11 protein-coding genes are annotated in these 12871 nt (G+C 43.5%); 3 read left to right on the top strand and 8 right to left on the bottom strand.

Features of this window, described 5'->3' with window-relative positions:
* Window positions 1-28: 28 nt before the first annotated feature.
* Window positions 29-874, bottom strand: coding sequence for an acetyl-CoA carboxylase, carboxyltransferase subunit beta (gene accD / locus ACFGVR_RS23190; protein WP_448703051.1), 846 nt, complete (start codon window positions 872-874; stop codon window positions 29-31).
* A gap of 195 nt (window positions 875-1069) precedes the next feature.
* On the opposite strand from accD, the gene fbaA reads away from it, so the two are divergent.
* Window positions 1070-2149 (top strand): class II fructose-bisphosphate aldolase, encoded by a 1080-nt coding sequence (gene fbaA / locus ACFGVR_RS23185; RefSeq protein ID WP_448700078.1) that lies wholly within the window; start codon window positions 1070-1072, stop codon window positions 2147-2149.
* 54 nt (window positions 2150-2203) lie between these two features.
* On the opposite strand, the gene ACFGVR_RS23180 is transcribed toward fbaA, so the two are convergent.
* Window positions 2204-3394 (bottom strand): nucleotidyltransferase domain-containing protein, encoded by a 1191-nt coding sequence (locus ACFGVR_RS23180; protein WP_448700077.1) that lies wholly within the window; start codon window positions 3392-3394, stop codon window positions 2204-2206.
* Window positions 3395-3524: 130 nt separating this feature from the next.
* On the opposite strand from ACFGVR_RS23180, the gene ACFGVR_RS23175 reads away from it, so the two are divergent.
* Window positions 3525-4022 carry a low affinity iron permease family protein gene (locus ACFGVR_RS23175; RefSeq protein WP_448700076.1) on the top strand — a complete coding sequence of 166 codons (498 nt, stop codon included), beginning with the start codon at window positions 3525-3527 and terminating at the stop codon, window positions 4020-4022.
* Entirely contained in the window at window positions 4003-4425 is a 423-nt protein-coding gene (locus ACFGVR_RS23170; RefSeq protein WP_448700075.1) for a GNAT family N-acetyltransferase, read from the top strand. The genes ACFGVR_RS23175 and ACFGVR_RS23170 overlap by 20 nt, the downstream gene beginning before the upstream one ends.
* A gap of 126 nt (window positions 4426-4551) precedes the next feature.
* Here the strand turns inward: ACFGVR_RS23170 and ACFGVR_RS23165 are convergent, their stop codons facing one another.
* The 6 genes from ACFGVR_RS23165 to ACFGVR_RS23140 form a co-directional block, all read right to left on the bottom strand.
* Window positions 4552-5418 carry a hydroxymethylglutaryl-CoA lyase gene (locus ACFGVR_RS23165; protein WP_448700074.1) on the bottom strand — a complete coding sequence of 289 codons (867 nt, stop codon included), beginning with the start codon at window positions 5416-5418 and terminating at the stop codon, window positions 4552-4554.
* A 110-nt stretch (window positions 5419-5528) separates the two neighbouring features.
* The gene (locus tag ACFGVR_RS23160) at window positions 5529-6842 is read right to left on the bottom strand and encodes an NAD(P)/FAD-dependent oxidoreductase (RefSeq protein WP_448700072.1); all 1314 of its coding nucleotides are present in this window, start codon (window positions 6840-6842) and stop codon (window positions 5529-5531) included.
* 99 nt (window positions 6843-6941) lie between these two features.
* Window positions 6942-9902, bottom strand: a complete 2961-nt coding sequence (gene secDF, locus ACFGVR_RS23155) for a protein translocase subunit SecDF (RefSeq protein ID WP_448700071.1) — start codon at window positions 9900-9902, stop codon at window positions 6942-6944.
* A 113-nt stretch (window positions 9903-10015) separates the two neighbouring features.
* Window positions 10016-10504: a dihydrofolate reductase gene (locus ACFGVR_RS23150; RefSeq protein WP_448700070.1), complete on the bottom strand. Its 489-nt coding sequence runs from the start codon at window positions 10502-10504 to the stop codon at window positions 10016-10018.
* A 641-nt stretch (window positions 10505-11145) separates the two neighbouring features.
* Window positions 11146-11994, bottom strand: coding sequence for a hypothetical protein (locus ACFGVR_RS23145; RefSeq protein ID WP_448700068.1), 849 nt, complete (start codon window positions 11992-11994; stop codon window positions 11146-11148).
* A gap of 6 nt (window positions 11995-12000) precedes the next feature.
* Window positions 12001-12822 carry a thymidylate synthase gene (locus ACFGVR_RS23140; protein ID WP_448700067.1) on the bottom strand — a complete coding sequence of 274 codons (822 nt, stop codon included), beginning with the start codon at window positions 12820-12822 and terminating at the stop codon, window positions 12001-12003.
* Window positions 12823-12871: the final 49 nt, after the last annotated feature.

Here is a 12871-nt window from a genome sequence, read left to right as displayed (position 1 = left end):
TTAACTTAGTAACTCAATAACAAATAACTTAATTCGCCATCATCTTTAAAAACGAAGCTAACTTGGCTTTCATTTCGCGGCGATCAACTATAAAGTCCAAAAATCCATGTTCCTGCACAAATTCGGCGGTTTGAAAACCTTTAGGTAAATCTTTTTTGATAGTTTCTTTAATAACCCGTGGGCCGGCAAAGCCAATTAAAGCACCAGGTTCGGCAATATTGATATCGCCCAGCATAGCATATGATGCCGTTACACCACCGGTAGTAGGATCGGTTAATAAAGAGATGTAGGGTATTTTAGCTTGTGACAGTAAAGCCAGTTTGGCTGATGTTTTAGCCATTTGCATTAACGAGAAGGCCGCTTCCATCATGCGGGCACCGCCCGATTTGGAGATCATCAGGAAAGGTATTTTTTTCTCGATGCAGTAATCGATAGAACGGGCTATCTTTTCGCCCACAACCGAACCCATTGACCCGCCGATAAAATTAAAGTCCATACAGGCAATCACCAGGTCCTGGCCTTCTATTTTACCATGTGCGGCACGTATAGCATCTTTGAGGCCGGTTTTGGCCATGCTTTCTTCTAAACGCTCGCTGTATTTTTTGGTATCAACAAAATTTAGAGGGTCGCCCGATATGATGTTCGCGAAAAGCTCTTTAAACTTGTTATCGTCAAACAATATCGAAAAGTATTCTTTTGAGCCTATGCGTAACTGGTATCCGCAATAGTGGCAAACGTATTGATTTTCTACCTGTTCGGAGTAGTGAAGCGGCTTTTTACAGTTCGGGCATTTGTTCCAAATGCCATCTGGTGCTTCTTTTTTCTCTTCGGTAGTTGTAATTATCCCCTGGGATTCTCTTTTAAACCACGCCATTACTGATTCTTTCTCTTTCAATTCTCTGCAAAGAAACAAAAAAATTCATACACTTGTTTGCCTATTGCCACCTTGTGTGTAATTAGTGCTAACAAAACTGTATTATTAAAAATAAATTATAGTGTAAAAAGTACACTAAGTATTGATTGGATTAGTATTTTTTATAACTTCGAAACCAAAATCAAAACTATAAAAATGGACATTAAAAATTATAGAGGCGTATTGCACGGCGACCAGGTGCAGGAGCTTTTTGAAGCTGCTAAAAAGCACCAGTTTGCTTTGCCCGCCGTAAACGTTATAGGTACCAATTCTATCAACGCGGTAATGGAAACTGCTAAAGCAGTAAACTCGCCGGTTATTATTCAGCTATCAAATGGTGGCGCGCAGTTTTATGCAGGTAAATCGTTAGATAACTCAAAATTGCAAGCTTGTATCCTGGGTGGTGTATCGGCGGCTAAACATGTGCATTTGCTGGCCGAGCATTATGGGGTAGGTGTGATTTTGCATACCGACCATGCCGCTAAAAAATTATTGCCATGGATTGATGGTTTGCTTGATCACGGCGAAAAGTTTTTTGCCGAAACCGGAAAACCTTTATTTTCATCGCATATGTTGGACCTTTCGGAAGAGCCTATCGAAGAAAATATAGAGATATCTGCCAAATACCTGGAGCGTATGGCTAAAATGGGTATGACACTCGAGATAGAGTTAGGCGTTACAGGTGGCGAAGAAGACGGCGTTGACAACTCAGATGTTGACAGCTCACGCTTATATACCCAGCCCGAAGAAGTTTCGTACTCGTACGAACATTTATTAAAGGTTAGTCCGCGTTTTACCGTGGCAGCTGCTTTTGGTAATGTGCATGGTGTTTACAAACCGGGTAACGTTAAGTTACAGCCAAAAATATTGCACAACTCGCAGGAGTATGTGAAAAACAAATTTAACCTTGCTGCCGAAAAACCGATCAATTTTGTGTTCCACGGCGGTTCGGGCTCGAGCCAGGAAGAGATTCGCGAAGCAATTTCATACGGCGCCATTAAAATGAATATCGATACCGATATGCAGTGGGCATTTTGGGAAGGCATTAAGGATTACTACAAAAGCAAAGAAGGATATCTGCAAAGCCAGATCGGTAGTCCGGATGGCGCGGATTCGCCAAACAAAAAATACTACGACCCCCGTGTTTGGTTGCGCAAGGGCGAAGACCAGTTTGTTAGCCGCTTAAAAGTAGCATTTGACGATTTGAATTGCGTTGACGTTTACAGCAAACTATAATCAGAGTAATAAATTTTAGAAGAGCCGGTGCAAATAGTACCGGCTTTTTTGTTGTTATGTTTTCCGTTTTAACAGGTTACCCACTAAACGGAACGGCGCTTTGGCAAAGTAAACTACAAGGGAGGATAAAGGCAGGTTTAATGCCATTACATCAACATAGCCGCGCACAAAGGTATATTGCGCTAAGCGGCCCACAAACTTGAATTTGTTGAGCCGATTGTCCTGCAGGTGGAGCGAATGTTTTAAAAAATCTTTATCGCTCAGGTAAGTTTTTACCAGCGGGAACTTTACCGGGGTTTGCAAATAAAAATCGGGCAGGTTTTCTTTAGATTGCCAGTCTTTTAGACGGATGCCTAACAGATCATTTGTTAAGGATAGGCCGGCGTTTAATTTTCGGGCAAAGCCGTATTTTGCGGCGGTAGAAAAAATGAGGCCGGTATCCAGGTTAGGTTGTGTAGTGATAAGGCAGGCGGCATCAACCAGGTATTTAAACTTCGAGCTTACATCTTTTACAAAATGGTTTGATGCCACGGCCAGAAAATCGTAAGTGGGTTGCAGCTTATCAACCACCGATCCTGCAAATTTAACAGGCTCAAGGTGATCACTAAAAAAAGTGTAGCCCGGATAATTGCCCGAGAATTTCTCCATTAAACGCCAGTGGATCTCGATAGAAAACGAATGGTCAGGATCATTGGATGGGCTGGTATAAACAATATCTTTTGATAGTTTTTGATAAAATTTGAGGTGTTTTTTTGATACCGCTTTTTTAGGTGTGAAATTATTTGCGGTAAAGTAGTTCTCAATTGTTTCGGCATCGTGTATCGAAACAAAAAAATCAATATCCGAGCTTTCGCGCAAAGCCAGATCGGTGTAATAGCTGTGCGCAAAAAATGCTCCTTTATACGGTATAAGCGTAACGTTTTGTTTTTTTAAGTCGTTGATAAGATTTACCGTAACCGATGCTTGCTTTAAATTTTTTAAGCGGATGGCAGCATGATCTTTTTTTAAGGCCAACTCAACGTTTTTACCAATGGCTATTTGGTGTTTGATGATATTGTAATAAATAAAGGGGCGCACGCCGTGTGCCTTGGCTATTTTATAAGCCTTTGGCCAGTTGATCGGGGTTGATTTTATAAAATCTTCCACTTCAATTTTGCCGGCAGTTGAAAAGTATAATCGTGCCAGCAGGATCAATGCCACCTGTTCGCTGGTGTAAATATCTTTAAGTTGCTGAGTGGTTAGCATTGATTATCAGGGAGCACTGTTTGTTTTTTATTAAGCCGTTTATATGCGCTTAATGGCTACAATATACCCTTTTTTAGTTGCCTGTATAACAATAGGCATTATTTTTTGTTAGCCATAAAAACTTAAGGATATGCGTCAGAAGAAAAACTTTTTTGAAAAATTTGCCAACTGGGCAACAATGGCCACCGGTAGTTCGGCAGCATTTATGTTAGCGGGCGGCACGGTTATTATCTGGGCGGCCACAGGACCCGTATTTCATTATTCAGAAACCTGGCAGCTGATCATCAATACGGGTACAACCATAATTACCTTTCTGATGGTGTTTTTGATCCAAAAATCGCAAAATAAGGATTCGAAGGCGATACATCTGAAGTTGAACGAAATAATTGCAGCGCACCAGGGCGCCAGTAACCGCATGGTAAATATTGAAGATATTACCGAAACCGAACTTGACCAACTGCATAAGTTTTATGTAAGAATAGCTATCTTAGCCAAACAGGAGGACGATCTGGGCTGCACGCATTCTATCGACGCGGCCGACGATAATCACCTGTATAAATCGCAGAATGTAAAGAAAAGGCCTGCGAGAAAGTTAGAAAAAGCTACAGATGGACATCAAAGTAAATAAGGTTACGGACGAGGCCGACCTGGAAAAAGTATTTGCCATTAGGCGCGAGGTATTTGTTGGCGAACAAAATTGTCCGCCCGAACTGGAATGGGAGAACGAAGACGTATCCACGCATTTTTTAGCGACTGTGGATGGCAAACCTGCCGGAGCATCGCGCTGGCGCAAAACAGATAAAGGCTATAAGCTGGAACGTTTTGCCGTGTTGAAACCTTATCGTGGTAAAGGGACGGGACAGGCACTTGTTCAGGCTGTTTTGGATGATCTGCCTGTTGATGCCAGCTACGTTTATATGCACGCGCAGATTGACGCCGTTACTTTATATCAGCGCTTTGGCTTTGTAAAAGTTGGCGAGCAGTTTGAGGAAGCCGGGATACAGCATTTTACGATGGAGAAGAAAAAGTAGTAGTTTTGTTAGAACGTCATTGCGAGCGATAGCGTGGCAATCCCCAACTTACAGAGCCGCTTAGCATGGGTGACCTTCAAGTCGGGGATTGCTTCGTCCCTCGCAATGACGCGCGGAGAGTTGATCTCATCCAAAAATCTTCCCCGAATAAGCCATCGCCTCACCCCATTTATCCATATCAAGGTTCAATTCAATACCCTGATCCTGTAAAAAGCTCATCACGTTTTCGGTAGCGATGTTGCCTGTCAGGTCATCGGCAGCCATGGGGCAGCCACCATAGCCTTTTAAGGCGCTGTCGAAACGTTTGCAACCGCTGTCAAAAGCTGCTTCTATCTTTTCGAAGCTTGTGGCTGGGGTGGAGTGCAGGTGCACGCCAAATTCCGTCTGCGGAAAGCGCGAAACCAAAGTTGGGTAAATGGCCTCTATCTTTTCGGGTGTTGAGGTACCGGTGGTATCGGCCAGCGAAATAATGCCGATACCTTCATCCACCATCTTTTCTGCCCATTGTTCTACTATACCGGTGTTCCATTCATCCCCGTAAGGGTTACCAAAACCCATAGACAGGTAAACCAATAGTTGCTTGTTATTTTCTCCGCAAAGCTCATGGATGCGTTTTACCGTATCGAACGATTCGGCAATGCTGGAGTTGGTGTTACGCTGCTGGAAGGTTTCGGAAATAGAAAAGGGAAAACCCAGGTAAGTGATCTCATCAAACTGAATGGCATCCTCGGCACCGCGGTAATTGGCAATAATGGCGAGTAGTTTTGACCGGGTGTTTGCCAGATCCAGTTTTGCCAGTACATCGGCAGTATCGCGCATTTGGGGTATCGCTTTGGGCGATACAAAACTGCCGAAATCGATAGTATCAAAACCCACCCGTAGCAACAGGTTGATATACTCAGCCTTTACCTCTGTAGGTACAAAATTGTGCAGGCCTTGCATGGCATCGCGTGGGCATTCGGTGAATTTGATGGATGATTGTTTATTTGGCACAAATCAAAATTAGTAATTTAGTTCATAGTTGATGGTTCATAGATCATAGTAAAAGATCAAAGTTTACAAAAAGGACTATGAACTATCACCTATGATCCATGAACTAAAAATCAATCCTCCGCCTTTGGCAAATGCTCTTCATTTACAATTTCTTCGCGGATAAACTTGCGGATGATCAGTCGCGCGCCGCCGTTATAACTAAAGTAGCTGCCTATCCAGTTGATGAATACCACCACCTTATTGCGAAAACTGATGAGCGATATCAGGTGCACAAACATCCAGGTTAGCCACGCGAAAAATCCCTGAAAACGGATCTTACCAATATCAACCACAGCCTTATTACGCCCGATGGTTGCCATTGAGCCTTTGTCGAAGTATTTGAAAGGTACAGGCTCTTCTTTACGCTGTATCCTCACCAGGTTTTTAGCCAGGTGCTTGCCCTGCTGCATAGCCACCGGCGCAACACCGGGGTGGCCTTTAGGCGTTTCTTCGGTGATGATAGCGGCTACATCGCCAATAGCGTATACATTATCCCAGCCCTTTACCCTGTTAAACTCATCCGTTTGGATGCGGTTACCTTTTACAATGGTATCTTTCGGCACACCGTCTATTACCTGCCCCATAACTCCTGCCGACCATATCACGTTATGGGTTTTGATCTTTTTGCCATCGGCTAAGGTGATCTCGTGGCCATCGTAATCCTTTACGCTTACATTGGTCAGCACCTTAATCCCCATATGGGTCAAAAACTCTTTCGCTTTCGCGGATGCCTGGGGCGACATTACCTGCAATACTTTTGGCAAGCCTTCAACCAGGTAAACATGCATTTCTTTTTTGTTGAGCTCGGGATAGTCTTTGTGCAGGATATGGTTACGCAACTCGGCAATAGCACCTGATAGTTCAACTCCGGTCGGGCCACCACCAACCACCACAAAGTTAAGGTACGGTTCACGCAGCTCTTCGCTGGGTTGCAGCAGGGCTTCTTCCAGATTTTGCAGGATCATGCTGCGCAGGTTAAGCGCCTCAGGTATGCTTTTCATCGGCATCGAAAAATGCTCCACCTGCTTGTTGCCGAAAAAGTTGGTAGTTGAACCGGTAGCGATCACCAGGTAATCGTAGGAGATTTCGCCGATCGTGGTATCAATGGTTTGTTTTACGGGATGAATTTTGGTCACCTCGGCTATCCGAAAACGGAAGTTCTTTTGCCCGTCGAATATTTTGCGGAGCGGAAAGGCTATCGAATCGGCTTCCAGCCCCCCGGTAGCTACCTGATAAAGCAAGGGCTGAAAGGTATGGTAGTTATGCTTATCCAGCATCAATACATCAACAGGTTCATCTTTTAGATGTTTGGCTAACTCGATACCGCCAAAGCCACCCCCGATAATAACCACTTTAGCGAACTTTGATTTGTGGGTAGTTTCCATAAAGTATGTAACAAATTGTGAATGATATGTTTTTGCCTTAAAACAAAAAAGGCCCCCGGTTGATCACCGGGAGCCTTGCTTATGTTGGAGAGCCGAGTATTACCTCAGATCTTTTTTACCAAAGTCGATGATAACCGGTGTAGCCACACAGATGGACGAGTAAGTACCAAAGCATACCCCGATCAGCAATGCGAACGAGAAGCCTTTGATCACATCGCCACCAAAGAAGAACAATACCAGCAATACGAAGATCACCGTTAAGGCCGTGATAATGGTACGGCTAAGGGTAGCGTTGATAGCCTGGTTGATCACCTCTTTAGGATTATCTGTTTTAGCATGGTGCAGCTCAAGGAACTCACGGATCCTGTCGAACACTACCACGGTATCGTTGATCGAATAACCAATAACGGTCAATATAGCCGCGATGAACGCCTGGTCAATATCCAGCGAGAATGGCATAATGTTTTTAAATAGCGAGAAGAACGATAATACTAATAACGCATCGTGAGCGGTAGCCACCATCGCGCCTAAGCTAAACTGCCATTTACGGAAACGTAACAAAATGTAGGCCGAGATCACCACAATGGCGAACAATACGGCATATATCGCTTTTGTTTTTAAGTCGCTTGCAATGGTAGGGCTAACTTTTTCTGAACTGCGGATAGTGCTTTTGCTTAGTTGTGATAAGCCTTTGGTTAACTCGGCTCTTACTTTAGCTTCAGCATTTGCCGAATTATCGTCTATCATGTAAGTAGTAGTAATACGCAACTGGTTGCCATCGGTACCAAAAGTTTTTACTTCGGGTTCTTTGTGGAAAGTTGCATTCAATACTTCACGTACTTTTTGTTCAGATACCGGTTGCTCAAATTTAACTACGTAACTGCGGCCACCTAAAAAGTCGACACCGTAGTTAAAGCCTTGTGTAAACATCGATACCAAACCGGCAGCAATAAATAAACCGGAGAAAGCATAAAATTTGAAACGGTTTTTAACAAACTGGAAGTTGGCATTTTTAAAGGTATGCGAGCTCCATGGGTTTGATAATTTTATTTCGATGTCTTTTTTCAGCATCCACTCGAAAATTAAACGCGAGATCAGCATCGAGCAGAACAGCGATGTAACGATACCGATCATTAAGGTGGTAGCGAAACCTTTTATCGGGCCGGAGCCAAACTCGTATAATACGGCACCAGTTAAAAAGGTACTGATGTTGGCATCCAAAATTGACCATTTGGCATGTTTAAAACCATCGGCAACAGCTATACGCATTGATTTGCCTAAAGCCAATTCCTCACGTATACGCTCATAGATCAGTACGTTGGCATCAACCGCCATACCTAAGGTTAATACGATACCTGCTATACCCGGTAAGGTTAATACCGCGTTTAAGCTGGCCAGTACACCCATTAAAAAGAATACGTTAATTAATACCGCAACGTTAGCCACGGTACCTGCACGGTTGTAGTAAAACAACATAAAGATCAATACCACAACGAAACCGATAACGCACGACATTAAACCGGCGTGAATAGCTTCCTCACCTAACGATGCACCAACTACCTCTTCGCCAATAATACGAACAGGAGCTTTTAAACGGCCTGATTTTAAGATGTTAGCCAAATCCTTGGTGTCTTCGGTGGTGTAGCTTCCGCTGATATTTGAGATACCGCCTGCAATTTCTGTTTGTACACGGGGGGCAGAGTAAACGTTATTATCTAACACAATAGCGATAGATTTTAAGTTTTTAGGATCTTTTACTGCGTCGGCAGTGATCCTTCTCCATTTGCTTGCGCCGTCCGAGTTCATCACCATGATAACTTCCGGGTTACCCGTTTGATCGTTCTCTGAACGGGCATCAGATATCACATCACCCGAAAGGGCAGGGCCGTTATCAGCACCTGATAATTTGATGGCGTATAACGCGAATACTTTAGCATCGCCGGCTGATTTTACATCCCATAATAATTTAGCATTATGCGGGATAGCCGCTTTTACCTCCGGCGTATTTAACAAAGCGTTTACTTTGGCCGTATCTTTTTGGGCTGCATGACCGATGATCGGGCCGGGAGCAGGCAAGGTTTGGTTATTTTGGTCGCGGTAAAAGTTTGGCTGCAATACAGCAAACAATGGGTTTTGATTGGCAAACTGACTTTTTTTGGCTGCCAGCGAAGTATCATTGGCCGCTTTTTGAACTTTACTCAATAAAGCCAGCGCATGCGACTTGCCTGTATCCGCCGCCGCAGCGGTTTGAGTGGTAGCAGCAGTTGCTTTGGTACTATCTGCTTTAGCCGATTTTAGTTTTGCGGCCAATATTTTATCAGCATTGCTCAGTATCTGGAAAAAGTCGGCATTCTCATAAGTTTCGTAAAACTCCAGGTTAGCCGAACCTTGTAACAGCTTGCGTACACGTTCTTCGTCTGATACGCCCGGCAGCTCGATCAGTATCTGGTTACCATGTTGTATCTGGATGTTGGGTTGTACTACGCCAAACTGATCGATACGGGTATTCAATACTGTTTTAGCCTGGGTTACTGCAACCTTAGCCTGATCCTGCAGGTAAGAAGTCACCTCCGAATCGGAAGCGTTGAACTTTAAGTGCGACTCGTTATCTTTAGTTGAGAAGATAGCGGCTAATTTTCCGTTAGGGGCAATACGCTCGTATTCTTTAACAAACAGGGTAACAAAATCTGTCGAGTTTGTTTTTGAGATCTGGTCGGCACTTTCCAATGCCTGGTTAAAGGCAGGGTCCGGGTTGTTGTTTGATAAAGCTTTGATCAGCTCAACCAACGATACCTGCATGGTAACATCCATACCGCCTTTAAGGTCCAAACCAAGGGCCAGCTTTTTATCTTTAACATACTGGTATTTCCAGTTCAGTAGCGGGTAAACCGCTACATTATCCATCGAGTCCAGGTATGCTTTCTCTTTTAGCAAATTACCTTTCGCATATTCGCTGGCATCATTTTCAACTTTACTGGCCACCCAGGTGAACGAAAGTTGGTACAAGCACACTACTGCCAGTAGTATGGCGAAAAATTTAATAATCCCTTTACCTTGCATTGTAAATCAAAATGTGTAATTAATAGTCTATATAGCTTTTTTTAACAAGACGGCAAATCTAATAAAATTTCGCAAAACGAATTTTTAATTCACACAAAATAATACATTGTTTGTTAAATGCGCTCCAGCGTGATAAAAGAGTACTTAAATTGGTGTTTTTCATCGGTTTCATGGTCTTCTTTTTCAATCTCCCGCCACTCTTTATAGTCAATTTGGGGGAAGAAAGTGTCTGCATCAAAGGTGTGATGCACAATAGTCAGGTAAATTCTGTTCACCAGCGGCATCGCCAGCCGGTAAATTTCGGCACCGCCAACTATAAATACCTCATCATCAGCCTTACATAGCTCAAGGGCGGCTTCTACCGAGTTCACCACCTCGCAGCCTTCAATTTCAATGGGTTTGCGGGTAATTACAATATTACGGCGCTTAGGCAGCGGCTTACCCACCGAGTCGAAAGTTTTGCGTCCCATAATTACGGTACCACCGGCGGTAATATTTTTAAAATGTTTCAGGTCATTAGGTAAATGCCACAGCAACTGGTTGTTTTTGCCAATGGCGTTATTTGATGATATGGCTACTACGGCAGTAATATGTTTAGACATCGGTAAATATGGGTATTTTTAGGCTATTAAATTTCTTGCTTCCTGCTTCAGGCGTCGTGCTTCAAGCTTAAATTATCATTTTCATAATGCACCTTGACGAATACGTCATAAACAGGTGGGTATTTGTCGGTATTTTTTACTTTGTTTTTTATTTCTATTATCAAATTCGTAATTGTAATCACCTCGCGTCATTGCGAGCGATAGCGCGGCAATCTCTACAAAGGACATTCGATGTTTTCAATTGGACCTGTATTGTAAAGATTTTATAGTTTCTCATATTCACAGCGCACAGGTTGGTGGGTATTTGTCGGTATTCCAATCATAATTGGTCTTGATTCCTAGTTCTTACTTCTCGACTCTTTCTTTAGGGCGTTGCCTCCGGCCCGCGCTTTCCGCTCATACTGCACAACCTGTCCCGATACCCATCGGGAGGCCTTAGCCACGACCCGCCCTGAGCCCTTCGCATGGCCGGTATCCGCTGCAATCGCTAACGCAAATTTCTTCTCCATGTCATTGCGAGGAACGAAGCAATCCCTGAGGACAGTTTCAAACTGCGCTGTTAACTATTTCGCTAATTCAGGTTCTCTATAAAAATACGAAATTTTGCTCAGATTATCAAATAAGCAGTCTTTAAACGCACATTACCACAACTTCCATTTGCTTTTTTGTATCAATGATTTTAACGTCATCGATAGATTAGGTTTGTTGCCTTCGGCCTCAAATCGAAACTGCATGTTAGCTTGCTCAATGATCCATTTCGCAAAACCTCCTGTAAAACCATATTCAATTCCCTTTGTGCTATACGTAAATTCGACGTTCGTATTTCCTATATTCTCGAATAGATGGGCTTCATTCTTAAACATGATTGGTAATATCCAGCTTATCGCAGCTTTGTCTTTAAAAGCGCCGAAGTTTCTAATTAAAACATCGGCTTTTATAAAGTCTTTAACAGTCGGTTTGGTAGCCTGATTTATTCGGGTTGTCGCAATTAAATTATAAGCATATTTGGTATTGTAGATTGCTTCCAAGGCAATTGCACCACCATAGTTTCCATTCTCCAATTTAAAAGCTATACAATCGCCTTTCGCAAAAAAAGGTTCTTGGATTGCCGGTTTTTTTCGCAGCTTAGCTTTCGGTCTTTCCGTACTTATTTCTTTCAGAAATTTATCTAAAAAAGATTTTCTTATTTTGAGCTCTTTTTCAGTAACCCCAAAATCTCTCCAAATGCCGATGTCAATGCCATCATTTATTATGGATGTTACCCTTGATAATAGTCGCTCATCAAGTTGCTTGCATTCCCATTGAGCTTTCGCCAATGCAAGCCAAAAATTATTGCAATCTTCGGGATTATTGATCGTATCTTGATTTTTAGCAACGAGCTTATTAGAAATTTCTGCTACCTCCAGCCCACTATTGTACAAGTCGAAGAATTCCGAATACGTATCTGCATAAGTATCGTTTGATGATATTGTCGCTGCCCAGATCCCCATATGCCTCTATACCGCCACAGCTCCCTTAATATGCGGCCACGGATCGTAATTCTCCAATTCAAAATCCTCGAACTTAAACCCGAAGATATCCTTCACATCCGGGTTGATCTTCATGGTGGGCAGCGGGCGCGGGTCACGGCTTAACTGCAGCGTAGCCTGTTCCAAATGATTATTGTAAATATGCGCATCGCCAAAAGTGTGGATAAAATCGCCATAGTCCAGGTCGCATACCTGGGCCATCATCATGGTCAGTAAAGCGTATGAGGCTATATTGAAGGGCACACCCAAAAATATATCAGCGCTGCGCTGATACAATTGGCATGAAAGTTTACCCTTCAGTTCCCCCTTCAGGGGGTTAGGGCGTTGTACGTAGAACTGGAACAAACTATGGCAGGGTGGTAGCGCCATCTGGTCAACATCGGCAACGTTCCACGCCGAAACCATAATGCGGCGCGAGTCGGGATTGTTCTTCAACGTTTTTACCACCTGACTGATCTGGTCAATGTGTCCGCCATCGGGCTTGGGCCAGCTGCGCCACTGGTAACCATAAACCGGACCAAGATTCCCCTCGGCATCGGCCCACTCGTCCCAAATGCGCACGCCGTTCTCTTTAAGGTAACGGATATTGGTATCACCACTCAAAAACCAGATCAGTTCATGGATGATCGATTTGAGGTGTAGTTTCTTAGTCGTCACCAGCGGAAACCCTTCCTGCAGGTTAAAACGCATCTGGTAGCCAAACACGCTTAAAGTGCCGGTGCCGGTACGATCATGCTTTTGGGCGCCGTTCTCCATCACGTGGCGCATCAGGTCGAGGTATTGCTTCATGGTGTTAGTTCAATGGTTCACTTGTTCATTAGTTCATTGGTGGCAAAAC

This window comes from Mucilaginibacter aureus, assembly GCF_053514885.1.
The sequence above is the reverse complement of the archived record's forward strand: the minus strand, read 5'-3'. Positions and strand labels throughout refer to the sequence as shown.

Bases quoted from the DNA above. Each gene is read 5' to 3' on its own strand.
- accD (WP_448703051.1), bottom strand. From the start codon at position 874: ATGGCGTGGTTTAAAAGAGAATCCCAGGGGATAATTACAACTACCGAA.
- fbaA (WP_448700078.1), top strand. From the start codon at position 1,070: ATGGACATTAAAAATTATAGAGGCGTATTGCACGGCGACCAGGTGCAG.
- ACFGVR_RS23180 (WP_448700077.1), bottom strand. From the start codon at position 3,394: ATGCTAACCACTCAGCAACTTAAAGATATTTACACCAGCGAACAGGTG.
- ACFGVR_RS23175 (WP_448700076.1), top strand. From the start codon at position 3,525: ATGCGTCAGAAGAAAAACTTTTTTGAAAAATTTGCCAACTGGGCAACA.
- ACFGVR_RS23170 (WP_448700075.1), top strand. From the start codon at position 4,003: ATGGACATCAAAGTAAATAAGGTTACGGACGAGGCCGACCTGGAAAAA.
- ACFGVR_RS23160 (WP_448700072.1), bottom strand. From the start codon at position 6,842: ATGGAAACTACCCACAAATCAAAGTTCGCTAAAGTGGTTATTATCGGG.
- secDF (WP_448700071.1), bottom strand. From the start codon at position 9,902: ATGCAAGGTAAAGGGATTATTAAATTTTTCGCCATACTACTGGCAGTA.
- ACFGVR_RS23150 (WP_448700070.1), bottom strand. From the start codon at position 10,504: ATGTCTAAACATATTACTGCCGTAGTAGCCATATCATCAAATAACGCC.
- ACFGVR_RS23145 (WP_448700068.1), bottom strand. From the start codon at position 11,994: ATGGGGATCTGGGCAGCGACAATATCATCAAACGATACTTATGCAGAT.
- ACFGVR_RS23140 (WP_448700067.1), bottom strand. From the start codon at position 12,822: ATGAAGCAATACCTCGACCTGATGCGCCACGTGATGGAGAACGGCGCC.